Source organism: Salinicola sp. MIT1003 (assembly GCF_001858555.1).
GTDB classification, from domain to species: Bacteria; Pseudomonadota; Gammaproteobacteria; order Pseudomonadales; family Halomonadaceae; genus Salinicola; species Salinicola salarius.
On the sequence record NZ_MCAP01000005.1, the window covers coordinates 1 to 15,441 of the forward strand.

A 15,441-nucleotide genomic window follows, 5' to 3' on the forward strand; every position below is an offset into this window, starting at 1 on the left:
AGAGATGGCGATAGCAGTAAGTCATGGCAACACCGTACCTGATGGCTCACGTGTTGCACTTGGTCATTGAGACCGCCGATTCATCTATGTTTGAATATGATTTAAGCTGAGCTTCTAGCGTTTTTATTTGATTGGAAAGATAGAATGCCTGGTCATCAAAATCGACTTCTGATACAGCCTGCTCTTGGTACAAAACAATTTGTTGGAAATTAGGCGGTGTTTCTTTCATTTCCTCATTTAGCTCTTTTTGCAAATAATTAATCTCCTCGGTAAAATCCATAATTATATTGGCTTTTTGCCTAATGTTTTGATGAATGGAGTTCATGATTCCATTTCTCACGTCTATATTACTTATTTCAAACGTTAGGTCGCTATTGGTATATACTATTTTGTCACTGCCACAGTCTCCACATTGAACGCCACCCTCACTAAGCTCTCTATTTAGCGAGTTAAGCTCTGTAATAAGCTGTTCTAGCTTAGACTTTCTGTTAATCTCCCTCTGTCGAGATCGCTTAAGTCTTGATATGTTTTTATTTATTTCAGATAGTCTTTTTGTTTTTTCTTGAACAACTTCAGAGTCATATGTTCTAGAAACTATCTCAGCAATATTTGGGTTCTGTCTAATTATTGATATTTTCTTTCTAATGTCTTTAAGCTGTATTTTAAATGACCTAACCTTTTCCTTTGTAGCCTTTATGTCATCAAAATTTAGCTGATTGCCAGATAAGCCGGCTAAATCATAAACCATAAGTTTAAAATCATTTTTATTAAATTGCGCTTTGCTTATAAGTCCAGACGGATTTCTGTTGTCTTGGCCAATAAAAAATAACTCGTATAGTAAGCTCAAATCTACGAGCGCATGTCGACCTTCTTTTTTGATCTTGGGCACTGAGAAAACAAATTTATCTAAAAAATACCTTGCTTCACTAACTGAATTGAATATCTGTATCGCATCCTTAGTCTTTATGGCAATAGAGTTTCTTTTCCTCAAGAACTCATAGTTAACATTGCCTATCTCAACCTCGCAATAGAAATATTTATCTTTATAGTTGAAAGAACTTGGGAAGATAGATTCATAGCCTAATGAAAACATTAGACCTTGCATGACTAGAGTTTTACCCCTGTTGTTATCATCACTAAAGATGACATTCAGGCCATCAGTCAATCTACTTTCCACAAACGCTTCTTCTGAATCGCCAAATGCAATTTTCTTAATGAGCATCTGTCAGCCCTGTCTTTACTAGAGAAATCATATACAGCAAAGTTTCCTTTGTTAAGTGCTCTGTTTTCACATTAATTGTTGACATCAAATTCGAATAGACATCAAAAATATTATCATCGGGATTTTCCTTTAGTAAGCTTATCAATCTTTCTGTTACTTTCCAGAACTCCCTGCAACCATTTTTGTCAAAGAACGCCCGACTTAGATTCTCATTACATTCCTGAATCAGATCCTTTCTTTCTTCTTCATCCTTATCGAGTAAAACGTCAAAGAAGCTCAAAGGTATTCCCGGAAAAGAAAACACGTCAATCCCAACTAGTCTGCTAATCAAAAGAGTGTTTATATCAGCCTTTCTAATATGGCGATTAAATTTAAGAACCTCAGAAGGGTGACTTATTTTTTCGTTCTCAATATATGAGTTCTTAAGAGCTGATTGGGCATTTCTGATTTCTAAAAATATTCGGTTATATATCTCTTCAGGAATAGACCTCTTATTCTTAAATTTAGAGATTTTCTTTATATATGTGCTAACTCTCTTATTGTCTTCAACAAAGCATATCTTCGATAAGAAATCCAAAAATAGAGGCGGAACTTTCCCTGATTTGTCTCCATTTATCTTTTCTTTCAGCTTTTTCTCAATGCCTTTTTTTTGCTCTTTATTAATGTTTTCGTAACTGTAAATATTTATAGAGGGGTTGATTAAATAGTCTCTTTTTAATCTAGGGATGAATAATATATAGTCATGAAAACTAATGGTTGAGATATAATTGTCGTATAGCGTGGATAGGCTCTCACCAATTTTAGAAGGAGGTAGGCTTCTATGGTTCTTACTTTGAACATCCCAGAGCTTGCTGAAATCCGCATTAGACCCTGTTACGTCATTGAAACAATCCACAGTAACTAGTTCAATTTCTTCACTATCGCTTCTCATACCCAGCAAATACAACAAAGACTTGGTCTCAAAGTCTGAAGATTTCTTGTTGTTTATTTCGGTATTTTTAAAGGTATACAAACGATTCTTCCCTGTTTCTAAGCTTCGTTCTTTTACATTTTCTGAATTTAGTTGCAATAGGTATTGCACAGCACGTTAGTATGTTGGCTCGAACGAGTGCGCATGTTCAAGTATGTGATACTTTTAGCATGCAGAGTCTATAAGGCACTAAAAAATTATTAAAAATAACTATATAGAATCGATCATTGTGCATGCTCATACCCTCAATGCTTACTGTCTTACCTGCATGTCCGTTTTGGGTTGGAACCCGTCAGCTTTCTTGAGCCCTATTCGGAATACCTTTTGTATCAATCTGCCACATTCCGTTTCACTTCTCTATCCAGCGTCCTCCCGCCTTTCATCGGACGAGCGGCGAAACGCATCATTCCGCATGATTTTTAGAGGCTACTAAACCGCCCGCAGCCTAGCCCCGACGCGGCTTCTCGCCCTCTGCAGCGCTGCATCAAATCCAACCCATCTAGCGCGCAGGCGGGGCGCAAGGAACCCGAGCCTTTCTCTCCCTATCGGCATGCGAAGGCCAGGCTTGAACGATGCTCGTCCGTTTCAGCCATGAACAGCGCATGGCGCGTCCGGCTAGTTGGCGGGTCTGGTTGCTGTTGGGGCGGGGCTTGGTGGCTTCGGTCTTTCATAGGGTTGGTGGCGTGGTGGTATACGAGGGGAAATCGAACAGGGGGTATTCCCCTGAGCACGCCATCCCCGTATCGGAATCGAGGGGAGATCGGGAATGTCGGGAGCCGAAAACAGGCGTAACGCCATGATTCAGGGCGCTTTATGGCGTTCCAGGGAGTATCGAGAAAGAAAACTTGGTGCCCCCATCAGGATTCGAACCTGAGACCTTCCCCTTAGGAGGGGGACGCTCTATCCAGCTGAGCTATGGGGGCGGGAGGCAGGACAGCACTACCGCTGTTCGTCGAGCGAAGCATGTGTCTCGAGCGGCGCATAGTATAAGCGCCGGATTCGCCGAGATAAACCCGCCGTGGCCATTGCGTCGGGACGCTCTGCGTTGGCGTTGATACAATGCCGCCTTTCCGATTCGAGCCATCCCTATCTCATGCCTAGTTCTGATGACGCTTCCGAGCTGCCCGCCGCGAGCCCGCGACACGGCAACGATATCCCCGTGGGGCAGGACCGGATCTTCGACGGTCTGGCCGACAAGTTCGCCAATAGCCTCTACGCCACGGCGCGCGGCCAGATCCGCCTGGCGGTGCTCGATCAGGTACTGTCGCACGCCTTGCCGCAGGACGGCGCGCCTGCGCTGGATGTGGGCGGTGGCCTCGGCCAGATGAGCGTGTGGCTGGCCGAGCGGGGGCATCGCGTCACCCTGGCGGAGCCTTCCGCGGAGATGCTGGGGCGTGCGCGAGCCGGATTTGGCGAGTTGTCCATCCAAGCGCTGCAGGCGCCGATCCAGGCGTTGCCGGAGCTGGCGCCGGGGCCATGGCCGCTGGTCGTGTGTCATGCGGTGCTGGAGTGGCTGGCCCAGCCGCGTCAGGCGGTTGCCACGCTGAAATCCCTGCTGGCACCGGGCGGTCGCCTGTCGCTGATGGTGTTCAACCGCGATGCGCTGCGTTTTTCCAACGTGGTCAAGGGCAACCTCGACAAGGCGCTGGAGGACCGGCTTTCCGGCACCGGCCAGCGCCAGCGGTTGACGCCGATCTCGCCGCTGACGCATGCCGATATCGAACGCTGGTGCCGGGAAGAGGGGCTGGTGATCGAAAGCGTTGCCGGTATCCGGATCTTTCACGATTACCTGCGGGAACGCTCGCCGAGCGAAGCCCAGCTCGCGACGATCATCGAGCTCGAGAAGCGCTACTGCCAGGTCGAGCCCCACTGGCGCCTGGGGCGTTACCTTCACTACATGATTCGGCACGCCGACAGCGCGGGCCCAGAGGAGAAGTTCTGATGTCGACGCAACCCCCGGCGTGTCAACTGCTTGCCCGCCAGGACGCGGATTATCGCGGCTGGCTGTGGGTGGCGCCGCCCCGAGATGGCTGGCTCGAGTCCGGCGAGGGCAGCGTCTGGAGCGCGGAACTGGATGTCTGCGACGCCTGGCGCCAGACCGGGCGACCGGCCTACGGCGCCCTGAGCGGGCCGCCCGCCGAGGTGCCGGGCGCGGTGCTGTTCTGGCCCAAGAGCCATGCCCTGGGTGAATGGTGGCTGGCGGCACTGAATGCCGCCTTGCCGGTCGGCACGCCGCTGCAGGTCGTCGGCGAGAATCAGGGTGGCATCAAGCGGGTGCCGAAGATACTGGAAGGCTTTCAGCAGGAATGCCGCAAGCTGGATACGGCGCGTCGCTGCACGCTGTTCGCCACCCGCACGGTCGAGCCCGCTCGCGATCCGGATGCGGTCTGGCAGACGTTCACGGCAGAGGGGCTGACGCTTGAGACGCATCCCGGCGTCTTCGGCCATGGCAAGCTCGACGAGGGCACGCGGCTGTTGATGGAGACGTTGCAGCAGTCGCCGTTGCCGGCGCGCGGTGGTGCATCGCTGCGTGCGCTGGACGTCGGCTGCGGCGACGGCATTCTGGCGGCGTGGCTGGCACGGCAGGGCTGCGAGATCACGGCGGTGGACATCAACGAGTTCGCGGTCGAGGCGACGCGTCGCACGCTGGCGGCCAATCAGTTGACCGGCACGGTCGTCCAGAGCGATGTCTATCGCCAGTTGGAAGGCACCTTCGAGGCCATCGTCAGCAATCCGCCGTTCCATCAGCAGCGTGCGGTGGATTACGGACCCGCCGAGCGATTGATCCGCGAGGCGCCGGCGCATCTGGTCGATGGCGGCAGCCTGACGCTGGTCGCCAATGCGTTTCTGCCGTATCCGGACTGGCTCGAGGCCGCATTCGGCAGCTTCGAGATCCTGGCCGACAACCGGCGCTTTCGCGTCTATCGCGCCATCAAGGTGCGGCGTTAGCCTGTAGCTCGCGGACGGCCTGACGGGCGCGCCGATCGGCGGCCCGGACGTCTTCGACCTGAATGCCGATCAACTCCAGCCGGGGCCAGGGAATCTCGTTCCATGACTCGCTTTCCAGCTGGATGGCGGTCTCCAGCAGTGCGCCCACCGGGCCGGCGCGGGTCAGCAGCGCCGTGGTGATCGAGGCGTGCAGCGGCAGCGACTCGACGAGTTCCACCAGCGGGCGATCGAAGAAGGCTTCCAGATAGGAAAACAGCCCCGAGATGAAGGCTTTCTCGGCCAGCGCGGGTTCGCTCGCCGCGAGTTCCCGGCACAGGCAGGCGCGCGCCAGCGCCGATTGCGGCAGTGACGCCGGCTTGTCTTCCACCTCGGAGAGTGCCAGCAGCGTCGCCAGGCTGCGGATGCGCTGCGGGCCGACCAGGGCAACGGCCTGTTCCAGGGAGGTGACGTCGGCCTGGCGCTGTTTGGTGTTGTTGACCAGCCTGAGCAATCGCACGCCAAGCGCGGGATCCCGCTCGATGGCGGCGAAGATGTCGTCCGCGCTCACGTCCGGCTTGCTGAGCGTGGCGATGAGCTCGAGTATGGCGATGCGATCGGCGGCCACGGTGTTGCCGTGGACGAGCTGGGGGCGGGCGAGAAAGTAGCCTTGGAACAGGTCGCAACCGGCGCGCTGGCAGCAGCTGAGTTCGGCTGCCGTCTCCAGCTTTTCGGCCAGTATCTTGAGATGCGGGTAGCGTTGGCGCAGTTGCCGCACGATACGCTCGAATGACTCGTCGCAGTAGTACGGGTACTCGAGCTTGACGATATCCACCAGCGGCAGGCAGGGGTGTTCGATGTTTCCCTCGGCGTAGTCATCCAGGGCGATCATGAAGCCTTGTTGGCGTAGCAGCGCCAGCCGGTCACGGATGGTGTCGTCGAACGGGATGTCCTCGAGTAGCTCGATGACCAGACAGGCAGGGTCGAAGGGCAGATCATCGAGCAGCGTCGCGGCAGTGAAGTTGACGAACAACGGCTTCCCCTGGCTGACCGTCTCCAGATCGCTCTGGGTGAAGGCGTTCAGCAGAACCGTGCTGGTCGCCCGGTTGCCATCGAATGACATCGGCATCGGCCCGCCATCGGTCGGTCGAAACAGCAATTCGAAGGCGAAGACCTCGAGCGAGGCATCGAAGATCGGCTGCCGTGCGAACAACACCGAGGCAGCTTGAGATTCGGAAGCGTTCGGCATGGCTTTCCTTGATGGGTCCCGGTCATTTTGATCTGTCGGGCCAGGTTGGCCGGCCCTTTTTCCCTCTATCGACCGCTTCGCGGATTTGTTGAGTTACCGGCGCGTTTTCAGCGTCTTCTCGTCTCAGTGGTCGGAATCCGAATAGGCGATGTCGGTGACGATATAGTGCGTCTCGCCACCCGGGGCGGCGACCACGACGTCGTCATCGAGCCCCTTGCCCAGCAATGCCCGGGCGAGAGGGGCGTCGACGCTGATCCAGTGCTTGTCGGTATCGGTCTCGTCGTGGCCGACCAGGCGCACCGACAGTTCTTCGCCCTCGTCGTCTTCCAGCGTCACGTAGGCGCCGAAGTAGACCTTGCCGGTATCGGCCGGCAAGCGGTCGACGACCTGCAGCTCGTCCAGGCGCTTGCGCAGGTAGCGAATCCGCGCGATGACGCGATTGAGTTCCTTCTTGTTGTAGGTGTAATCCGCGTTTTCGCTACGGTCGCCCAGGGCGGCGGCTTCACCGACTTTCGCCGATAGCTGGGGGCGTTTGACACGTGACAGATGGTCGTGAATGCCCTGCAGCCGATCGAATCCCTGCGGGGTGATCAGGTTGCTTTTCTTTTCCTGACGCGGGTCTTTCTTGGGGTCGCGCCAGCGCGTCATGTTTCGCCCTTGCATATCACGTCTCTCGATGCCTGAAGATCCGGCTAGCGTAACGCGAATCCGCCGATCGTCACCACGACGATACCCGCAGCCAACGCCGTGCGGCCGGGTCGTTGGCAATGATTGCCAGTGAATGGGCAGCGGGTGAAGCAAACGGCAGCCGATGGTAGCGAAACCCTGGCGACCGGCAGCCGCCGTCGCGGATGGCGTTGTGCATGTGGCGAAGCGTAACGAAAAGAGCGAAAGGATTTTGCCTGGTTAATCCGGATTAACGAGGCGGGGAGGCCGGTCGCTATACTCAATATCGAAATGACAACGAGAGGCGACAATGCAGAATTCGATCCTCATTCCCATGGGAAAAAAGTCGGCATCCATGGCGGCCTTGCGCAAGGCAAGAGGCATCGCCCAACATGATCATACTCGACTTTACCTGCTGCATGTCGTCGAACCCAGAGAGACGGGAGACGTGCTGGGCGCTGCGACAGGCGCTGCCACGCATGCACTGGATAAAGAAGATGTCGCGCGTGCCGAAGCGTTTCTGGAAGAGCGCTGGAATCGTTTGAACGAGCCGATGGCGGCGGTGAATTTTCTGATAAAGGACGGGAAGCTATCCGAAACGATCGCTGAAGAAGCCCGTCGGCTGAAAGTCGATACGATCATCATGGGAACGTCGAAATCCTCTCCGAAATGGGAAGGCATGATCGGCAAGATCAGGAAGTCGACGCCGTGCAAATTGACGATCGTGGATGAAGAGGAGCACGTCGTTCTGGAGTACTCGCCTGGCTCATCTGACACCTGACGCATTTGACTCGCCTGGCTCGCGGAACCGGGACCCATGACGCGGTACCGGCTCGGCAGATTCTCGACAGATTAGTGCATGAACGTATGCTTCGGCATGTGATCGGCATGGAAATGATTGAGAATGTGCTCCAGCCCGTTGGTCAGAAGGGCACCACCGACCGGCGGGCCATGACCCGTCGTCGCCATTGCTGGTGCCAGCTGCGCGAGAAGCTTGATGGACTCGAACGCCTGCCCCCAGTCCTGTGTGAAGTAACGCGGTGGCCCGCTCAGTCTGGTTCGTTGCAGGATGACCTGACCGAGCGATTCCTGTTGTACGGTCACGAAGGCATCCCCCGCGATCAACGTCTTGTCTTCCTGCCTGAATAGCGAAACATGGCCCGGCGAATGGCCTGGTGTCGCCAGCCAGCGCCACGAATCCAGCCCGGGAACCGAGCCGTCTTCCGGCAACGGAGAGAGGACCTCGTTGAAATGGTAAGGGCCTCGCGAAAACAGCGGGGAAAGGCGCGAAATGACGCCGCCTCCCGCCGAGGCGTCCGCCGGTGGGTAAGGTTGCGAGCCGGTCAGATACGGGAACTCCAGCGGATGCGCATACAGCGGCACCTGCCAGTGGCGACTGAGCGCCAGCGCCGAGCCGATATGGTCGAAGTGGCCATGCGTCAGAATGATCGCCGCGGGCGGCCGATCGCCGAAAAGCCGTTTGGCCCAGGCGATGATTTTGCCCTCCTGCCGGGGGAGTGCGGCGTCGACCAGCACCCAGCGATCCTGGCTCGGCTCCGCCACGAAGCAGACATTGACGAACTTGAGCGTCAGTTGCGTCACACCGGGGGCGACCGGCGAACTTTGATTGTCGCGGACGGAGATCAGGCCCAGGGCAAGGTTCTGGCGGGTTTCTTCGTTCATGGCTTATCTCGTGCTGGACGACAGGATGAATCGATTCGATTAGACAAAAGGGCGCCCAACGATTCGCTAGCCGCTTGCCTTGGGGTCGGCCTTGTCGGCCTTCTCGTTGATATTGGCCTTGTGGGCCTTCTTCTCCTTGGCCAACTGGGCGCCGGGAACGGGTGTCTCCTTTACCGTGTCGTTATGGGCTGGCGTGTGTCGCGACTTGGCGGACTTCTGGTTGTCGACGTTTGCATCCGGACGATAGGGTGTCGGCTCCTCGTGATGCGAGCCCGCCGTTTGACGGCTTTCGGCGCCATCAGGGGTATCCTTGCCCATCGCCTTTTTGGCCTGCTGGCGCTCTTTGGCAGAGCCCTCGGCGTTATCTGTTTCACGACTCATCGCGTTGCTCCTGAGCGGAAGGCATTTCCCGAACCAGGCTCGATCCTCGTTTGAATCGAGCCTGATCATCTTGTTTTCCAGTTTAATACCAACGCGGAAGGCGGGATTAACCGGCATCAATGTCGTTCGGGTTTCCCGGCGGATATTCCGTCTGTTGCCTGCCAGATGAAAAGAATCGACCCATGTCGATGAGCCAATGTCCGCGACTGATGCCGCTGAGTGTTGCCTTGTCTGATCATCGCTCGCCGGCTTTTCGTACAAAGCCTAAAAAGCCAAGGATTACGGCTTCGATAAATGGCTCAAGGCTTCAAGAGAGAGCGATAGCTGTAGAGGGTATAAGTCACGATCATGGGCAGGGCTATCGCGAGCCCGACGAGAAGAAACAGCTGGCTAGCATGCGGGGCGATCGCGCCTTCATCCGCCGGGCTGCCAATCACGAGATCGGGATAGACACAGACATAGACGATCGAGGTCAACAGCATCACCGAGCATGCTGCCCATGAAAAGGCTGCTGCGCGGGTATTGGCAAAGCTCTTGATGGCAATGGCGCTCACGATGCCGATGGCGGCGAAACCGGCGATGACGCCGCCTCGTTCTCCCACTCGCGCGGCGAGCAACGGCTGCTCGATCAGGCAGATGACGATCCAGATAACGAGCACGAGAAACGCCACGATGCCCAGTATCAGGCGATAGGTCGACTGCGCATCGGTGCTGGCCCGGGGGAGCGTTATGCGCAGCCAGGCACTGCCCAGCACGGCATAGCCCAGAATGAACACGGCGCCGCCAAGGGCACTTTCATATTGCCAGATGTCGCCATGTCCGGGTTCGTCCGAAAGCCCCTGGCCCATGAGAATCTGCGTGGCGATGGCGCCCTGGAGAAAGGCGGCGACCAGGGCAGCCACGAACAGCAGGGTGTGAAAGCGTTCGGGATGGGAGAATTTTTCATAGAATTCAAACACGATGCCGCGCACGAACAGCAGCATCAGCAGCACGACGATCTCGATGTAGAAGGCTGGCAGTATCGCCGAATAGAGCCCCGGAAAGGCGCCATACAGCGCGGAAACCGCGAAGACCAGCCAGGTCTGGTTGGCATCCCAGAACGGGGTAACGGAATGGACGGCGTGTTCCCGAGTCTGCTTGTGGCCGAGAAAAGGCATGTTCAGACCCACGCCCAGCGTGTAGCCATCCAGCAGGAAATAGAGGGAAAGCGCCAGGGCGATCAGGATGTAGAGTACCGTTGCCAGCGTATCCATCAGGCGGCCCCGTTATCTTTCGCCAGCATGGCGCGCGGTGAACGCCGCGTGAGCTTGAAGAACAGGTAGGTTCCCGCCCCGGACACCAGCGTGTAGATCGTCCACAGCACGGCCAGGCTGGCGATGAGCTGCCAGGTGCCATAGGGCGTCACGGCTTCCCGTGTCGTCATCTCGCCGTAGATGATCCAGGGCTGGCGGCCGGCCTCGGTGGTGATCCAGCCGGCTTCGATGGCGATGAGGCCCACCGGCAGGGTCAGGGTCATCGCCCGCAGGAACCAGCGGGTATCGAAAAGCGACCGCCGATGGCGGAGATAGAGCGACACCGCGACGATGCCGAGCATGGTGAAGCCGGTATAGACCATGAGCCGGAAGGACCAGAAGACCAGCGGCACGTTGGGGCGTTCGGCCTCGGGCCAGGCGGTCAGCGGCTGGATCTTTTCCGTCAGACTGTGGGTGAGATAGAGGCTGCTGAGCCGGGGGATCTCCAGCGCGAAGCGGTTGCTTTCGCTGGCGCTGTCCGGCCAGGCGGCAACCACCATTGGCATGCCGCCTTGCTCTGGCTTGTGCTCCCAGTAGGCCTCCATGGCTGCCACCTTGACCGGCTGGTTCTCGAGCGTATTCAGCCCGTGGAGATCGCCCGCCGCGATCTGCAGCGGCACCACGAAGGTCAGCATCCATAGCGCCATCGACAGCATCTTGCGGGAGACGGGGTCGGTGCGGTCCTTGAGCAGATGCCAGGCCGCGATGGCGGCCACGACGAAGGCCGTGGCGATCATCGCGGCCAGCGACATGTGAACGAGCCGGTAGAGAGACGAGGGGCTGAAGACGACGGCCAGCCAGTCGACGGGCACGAAGGTGCCGGCCTGGTGCAGGAAACCGGCCGGTGTCTGCATCCAGCTGTTGGAAGCCAGGATCCAGAACGAGGAGAGATAGGCGCCAACCGCCACCATGATCGCCGAGAAACAGTGCATGCGCGTACCGATCTTGCCTTCGCCGAAGATCATCAGGCCGAAGAACGTCGCCTCCAGGAAGAACGCCGTCACCACTTCATAGCTCAGCAGCACCCCGTTGATACCGCCGGCGGCGCGGGTGAACCCCTGCCAGTTGAGCCCCAGCTCGAAGGCCATGACCACGCCGGATACCACACCGGCGCCGTAGTTGGCGGTGAAGTGGGGCAGCCAATAGCGGTACAGCGCCATGTAGATGGCATCGCCTTTCCACGCCGCCATGCAGCGCAGAAAGGCGAGATAGGTGGACAAGCCGATGCTCAGTGCCAGAAAGATGATGTGGAACAGCAGGGTACTGGCGAACTGCAGGCGAGCGAGATCGAGCGTGTCCAACGGGAACATGGCTGGTTACCCTTTCAGGAACGGCGCATCGGTCGCCTATCGATCGGTCGCCTATTGATCGGTCACTTATCGATCGGTCGCCTATTGATCGGTCACTTATCGATCGGTCGCTTATCGATCGGTCGGCCACCTATTGAAAGTCGCTGGGTTTGCCCGTGCGATCGGAAACCGGCCGTTCGACATCACGGTCAAGGCCCGCCGTGAATGTCTTCAGCCCGCCGATCAAGGGCGTCAGCGCGTGCCACAGCTCTTCGTCCTTGAGCAGGCGGAAGGCGCCACTGAAGCCGGGCGCCTTGTCATGTTCGCGCTCCGAGCGAATCTCCGTTTCCATGGCGACGAAGGCATCCCGTGCGGCGTAGACCGTCTTGTGGAACTGCCCGGGCGGGATGCTGGAAAGCGCGATCAGCAATGAAGAGAGATTCTGAATGGCATTCAGCGATCCCTCGCGGCTGAGCGCGTTGGTGAGAATCTGCGCCAGTTGGGTATTGCTGCGGACCAGATCGTTGGCGAAGCGCAGGAAGCCATGCTCGTGGAGGCCTTCGAGCAGGCGTTCCCACTCCTGCTGGGCGCTGGGATCGAGATCGCCGTTGGGCGGGGGCGTGTAGTCGATACGTTCTGCCATCAGCTCTTCTCCGGATGCGATTGGTGTTGCGGTGGCTGACGATAGTCCTCCTGCATCCATTTGACCTCGACCGGGACGCCGTCGATCGGCGTGGGATGGCCGTAGCGAAAGTTGTTATGGGGGAGAGGAGGTTCGCCTTTCTCTCGGGGCAGCGGCTCCAGCCTGACGGCGGTTTCCTTGTAGGCCGGCGTATCGACGTCAGGGTCGTGATGTTCGCCCGTCAGCAGATTCAGGCCCGGCTTGCCCTGATGAATCGGCATGAACAAGGTATGACCACTGACCCGGTCAGTGACGCAGACCTTCACTTCCAGACTGCCGCGACGGGACGAGACGCGGACCCAGCTCCCGTCTTCGAGATCCATCTCGCGTGCCGTGTCCACACCGACTTCGACGAACCACTCGGGAACCTGTTTGACGGTGCCTTCCGTCTGGCCGCTCTGGTTCATGCTCTGGAAGTGCTCCAGCAGGCGGCCATTGTCGAGCATGAACGGGTAGTCGTCGTCGTTGGATTCCGCCGGGGGACGCCATTCGAGCGGATAGAGCTTGGCCTTGCCGCCTTCCTGCGGAAAACTGTCGCGGAAGAGGTAAGGGGAGTCGGTGCCGTCGGCATCGACCGGCCACAGCAGGGAGTTCCAGCCGGCCAGACGTTCATAGGTGACGCCGGCAAAGAGCGGCGAGATGGACGCGCACTCGGCCATGATCTCGGCAGGGTGACTGTAGTCCCAGGCATAGCCCATCTTGTTGGCCAGCTCGGTCAATATCCGCCAATCGGGGCGGCTGTCACCCAGCGGCGGCATGACTTCGTAGAAGCGCTGGATGCGGCGCTCGGTATTGACGAAGGTGCCTTCCTTTTCGACGCTGGGGCAGGCTGGCAGCACCACATCGGCGAACTGCGCCGTGCGGCTGACGAACATGTCCTGGACGACGAGGAAATCGAGCTTGCTGAAAGCCTCGTGGACGTTGTTGGTGTCGGCGTCGGAAAAGGCCGTCTCCTCGCCCATCACGTACATCGCCTTGAGCTCGCCTTTCTCGGCTGCCTGCACCATCAGGAAGTTGCCTTCGCCCACCTCGCCGGGAAGTGTCTCCTTGTCGACGCCCCAGCCCTTGGCCCAGCGCTCGCGTACCGACTCTTCGGTGACCGAGTCGTAGCCGGGATAGGTATTGCGCAGGCAGCCGAAGTCGCTTGCGCCCTGCACGTTGTTGTGGCCGCGCATGGGGTAGCCGCCGGTGCCCGGACGGCCATAGTTGCCGGTGGTCAGCAGCAGATTGGCGAAGGCCGAGCTGGTGTCCGTGCCGTGAACGTGCTGGGTGATGCCCATCGCCCAGACGATGCAGAGCCGCTCGGCGCGGCCGACGGTTTCCGCCAGTTCGGTCAGTGTTTCCAGCGAAAGCCCGGTGACCTCGGCGGCGAATTCGAGCGAATAGGGTTCGAGCGAGCGACGAAATTCGTCGAGACCCGAGACGCGGCGTTCGAGAAAGTCGAGATCGGCGTAGCCATGATCGAACTGGTAGCGCGTGATCGCCAGCACCCAGGCGAGATCGGTGCCGGCATGGGGCTGCAGAAAGCGGTCGGCACGTTCCGCCATCTCGTGTTTGCGGGTATCGACGACGATATGCTTCTGCTTGCCCTGCTTGTGCGCCGACTTCAGGCGCGAGGCGATCACCGGGTGGCTCTCGGCGGTATTGCTGCCCACCATGATGACCACGTCGGCCAGTTGCAGGTCCTCGACCCGGCCGGCATCCGCGCCGTAGCCCGTGGTGCGCTTGAGGCCGGTGGAGGCCGGGCTCTGGCAGTAGCGCGACGAATTGTCGATGTTGTTGGTGCCGATGATCTGGCGGGCCAGCTTTTGCGCCAGGTACGCCTCTTCGTTGCTGGCCTTGCTGGAGCCGATGATGCCGATACTGTCCGGGCCGTAGGTATCGCGTACCTCGAGCAGGCGGCGGGCCACCAGATTCAATGCCTCTTCCCAGCTCGCTTCGCGAAAGGCGCCGTTTTCACGAATCAACGGCGTCTTCAGGCGCTTGTCCGAGTTGACGAAATCCCAGGCGAATTTGCCCTTGATGCAGGTCGAGATGCCGTTGACCGGGGCATCCTCCACCGGCTGAATCTTGAGAATGTGACGATCCCGCGTCCACATCTCGAAAGAGCAGCCCACGCCGCAATAGGTGCAGACGGTCTTGGTGCGCTTGATCTCCGGCTGGCGCCATTCCATGTCCATGACCGAAATGCCGGTGATCAGCTGGGCACCGGTGGTCTTCTCGATCTGCTTGGTCAGATCGATCATCGAGCGCTTGAGCGGCTTGGGCATGAACGTGAACGGGCCGGTGTTCTCGTCCATGGTGTTTTCCAGCAGGGCGTTGCACGGGCAGACCGTGACGCAGTGGCCGCAGTGAACGCAGCTCGATTCATCGATAAGTTCGCCGCCATCCCACAGCACGCGCGGATTCTCCATGCTGTAATCGATCGACAGCGTCTCGTTGACTTCGATGTTCTGGCACGCCTCGACACAGCGACCGCAGAGAATGCACTGGTCGGGGTCGTAGGTGTAGAACGGGCTGGAGGTGTCCTTCTGATAGGGCTTGCGCTGATAGTCGTAGCGCTGGATGTCGATTCCCATGTCGGCGACCGTATTGTGCAAGGTGCAGTCGCCGTTGTTGTTCTCGCATACCGTGCAGTAGAGCTCATGCTTCGACAGCAGACGATCCATCCCCTCTTCGCGCGCCGCTCTTGCCTTCGGGGAATCGGTCGCGATCTCCATTCCTGCTTCGCTTTTCACGGCGCAGCTTCGCTGGAGTTCCCCGTTGACCTCTACCCAGCAAGTGTCGCAGGTCTGCAAAGGGCCTAGCGTCTTGAGATAACAAACGTGAGGAATATCGATGTCATGTTGCTCGAGGAAATCGACGAGAGAGACGCCCGATTCTCCCGTCAGCATCTTGTCGTTGACATATAACATGCACTGCGCCATTGCTCGTCCACCCGGTCACGGTCGTTTAGCACTTTTGTAGGAAGAGGAGGCGCTGAATCAATGAGCGGGCGCACAAGCGCAAGGGTACGGATGAATGCCAGATGTACGGAGCGCAGAAACCGGCGCCTGTCGCGGGCGGGCAGGGGCTCCGAGCA

General features: G+C 57.8%; 13 protein-coding genes and 1 tRNA gene. 3 read left to right on the forward strand and 11 right to left on the reverse strand.

The genetic code is table 11. The features are described from left to right. Positions 1 to 46 precede the first annotated feature (46 nt). The 3 genes from BC443_RS02345 to BC443_RS02355 all read right to left on the reverse strand — a co-directional run bounded on the left by BC443_RS02345 (position 47) and on the right by BC443_RS02355 (position 3,115). Positions 47 to 1,222, reverse strand: coding sequence for a hypothetical protein (locus tag BC443_RS02345; RefSeq protein ID WP_071230239.1), 1,176 nt, complete (start codon positions 1,220 to 1,222; stop codon positions 47 to 49). Next, entirely contained in the window at positions 1,212 to 2,234 is a 1,023-nt protein-coding gene (locus BC443_RS02350) for a hypothetical protein (protein WP_071230240.1), read from the reverse strand. The genes BC443_RS02345 and BC443_RS02350 overlap by 11 nt, the downstream gene beginning before the upstream one ends. Positions 2,235 to 3,038: 804 nt before the next feature. Further along, positions 3,039 to 3,115: transfer RNA gene (locus tag BC443_RS02355), tRNA-Arg, on the reverse strand. Positions 3,116 to 3,285: 170 nt separating this feature from the next. Here BC443_RS02355 and BC443_RS02360 point away from each other — a divergent pair. Then, complete coding sequence (locus BC443_RS02360; protein ID WP_083387169.1) at positions 3,286 to 4,134, forward strand: methyltransferase domain-containing protein; 849 nt, start codon at positions 3,286 to 3,288, stop codon at positions 4,132 to 4,134. Next, positions 4,134 to 5,141 carry a methyltransferase gene (locus BC443_RS02365; RefSeq protein ID WP_071230241.1) on the forward strand — a complete coding sequence of 336 codons (1,008 nt, stop codon included), beginning with the start codon at positions 4,134 to 4,136 and terminating at the stop codon, positions 5,139 to 5,141. The genes BC443_RS02360 and BC443_RS02365 overlap by 1 nt, the downstream gene beginning before the upstream one ends. Here the strand turns inward: BC443_RS02365 and BC443_RS02370 are convergent. Continuing rightward, positions 5,125 to 6,366 (reverse strand): HDOD domain-containing protein, encoded by a 1,242-nt coding sequence (locus BC443_RS02370; RefSeq protein WP_071230242.1) that lies wholly within the window; start codon positions 6,364 to 6,366, stop codon positions 5,125 to 5,127. The genes BC443_RS02365 and BC443_RS02370 overlap by 17 nt on opposite strands. Before the next feature lie 123 nt (positions 6,367 to 6,489). Further along, entirely contained in the window at positions 6,490 to 7,029 is a 540-nt protein-coding gene (gene greB, locus BC443_RS02375) for a transcription elongation factor GreB (RefSeq protein ID WP_083387170.1), read from the reverse strand. A 313-nt stretch (positions 7,030 to 7,342) separates the two neighbouring features. On the opposite strand from greB, the gene BC443_RS02380 reads away from it, so the two are divergent. Next, positions 7,343 to 7,813, forward strand: a complete 471-nt coding sequence (locus tag BC443_RS02380) for a universal stress protein (protein ID WP_071230243.1) — start codon at positions 7,343 to 7,345, stop codon at positions 7,811 to 7,813. A gap of 71 nt (positions 7,814 to 7,884) precedes the next feature. Here the strand turns inward: BC443_RS02380 and BC443_RS02385 are convergent, their stop codons facing one another. From BC443_RS02385 to fdhF, 6 genes are all read right to left on the reverse strand, one after another. After that, positions 7,885 to 8,715, reverse strand: coding sequence for an MBL fold metallo-hydrolase (locus BC443_RS02385; RefSeq protein WP_071230244.1), 831 nt, complete (start codon positions 8,713 to 8,715; stop codon positions 7,885 to 7,887). A 66-nt stretch (positions 8,716 to 8,781) separates the two neighbouring features. Beyond that, positions 8,782 to 9,096 (reverse strand): hypothetical protein, encoded by a 315-nt coding sequence (locus BC443_RS02390; protein WP_071230245.1) that lies wholly within the window; start codon positions 9,094 to 9,096, stop codon positions 8,782 to 8,784. A 299-nt stretch (positions 9,097 to 9,395) separates the two neighbouring features. Continuing rightward, complete coding sequence (locus BC443_RS02395) at positions 9,396 to 10,349, reverse strand: cytochrome d ubiquinol oxidase subunit II (protein ID WP_071230246.1); 954 nt, start codon at positions 10,347 to 10,349, stop codon at positions 9,396 to 9,398. Continuing rightward, on the reverse strand, positions 10,349 to 11,698 hold the full coding sequence (locus BC443_RS02400) for a cytochrome ubiquinol oxidase subunit I (RefSeq protein WP_071230247.1): 1,350 nt from the start codon (positions 11,696 to 11,698) through the stop codon (positions 10,349 to 10,351). The genes BC443_RS02395 and BC443_RS02400 overlap by 1 nt, the downstream gene beginning before the upstream one ends. Before the next feature lie 130 nt (positions 11,699 to 11,828). Further along, positions 11,829 to 12,320 carry a hypothetical protein gene (locus BC443_RS02405; protein ID WP_071230248.1) on the reverse strand — a complete coding sequence of 164 codons (492 nt, stop codon included), beginning with the start codon at positions 12,318 to 12,320 and terminating at the stop codon, positions 11,829 to 11,831. Then, positions 12,320 to 15,274, reverse strand: a complete 2,955-nt coding sequence (gene fdhF / locus BC443_RS02410; protein ID WP_247643199.1) for a formate dehydrogenase subunit alpha — start codon at positions 15,272 to 15,274, stop codon at positions 12,320 to 12,322. Before fdhF ends, BC443_RS02405 begins: the two co-directional genes overlap by 1 nt. Between the last annotated feature and the right edge of the window lie 167 nt (positions 15,275 to 15,441).

Coding starts and splice junctions, on each gene's coding strand:
- BC443_RS02345 (WP_071230239.1), bottom strand. CDS start 1,222: ATGCTCATTAAGAAAATTGCATTTGGCGATTCAGAAGAAGCGTTTGTG.
- BC443_RS02360 (WP_083387169.1), top strand. CDS start 3,286: ATGCCTAGTTCTGATGACGCTTCCGAGCTGCCCGCCGCGAGCCCGCGA.
- BC443_RS02365 (WP_071230241.1), top strand. CDS start 4,134: ATGTCGACGCAACCCCCGGCGTGTCAACTGCTTGCCCGCCAGGACGCG.
- BC443_RS02370 (WP_071230242.1), bottom strand. CDS start 6,366: ATGCCGAACGCTTCCGAATCTCAAGCTGCCTCGGTGTTGTTCGCACGG.
- greB (WP_083387170.1), bottom strand. CDS start 7,029: ATGCAAGGGCGAAACATGACGCGCTGGCGCGACCCCAAGAAAGACCCG.
- BC443_RS02380 (WP_071230243.1), top strand. CDS start 7,343: ATGCAGAATTCGATCCTCATTCCCATGGGAAAAAAGTCGGCATCCATG.
- BC443_RS02385 (WP_071230244.1), bottom strand. CDS start 8,715: ATGAACGAAGAAACCCGCCAGAACCTTGCCCTGGGCCTGATCTCCGTC.
- BC443_RS02390 (WP_071230245.1), bottom strand. CDS start 9,096: ATGAGTCGTGAAACAGATAACGCCGAGGGCTCTGCCAAAGAGCGCCAG.
- BC443_RS02395 (WP_071230246.1), bottom strand. CDS start 10,349: ATGGATACGCTGGCAACGGTACTCTACATCCTGATCGCCCTGGCGCTT.
- BC443_RS02400 (WP_071230247.1), bottom strand. CDS start 11,698: ATGTTCCCGTTGGACACGCTCGATCTCGCTCGCCTGCAGTTCGCCAGT.
- BC443_RS02405 (WP_071230248.1), bottom strand. CDS start 12,320: ATGGCAGAACGTATCGACTACACGCCCCCGCCCAACGGCGATCTCGAT.
- fdhF (WP_247643199.1), bottom strand. CDS start 15,274: ATGTTATATGTCAACGACAAGATGCTGACGGGAGAATCGGGCGTCTCT.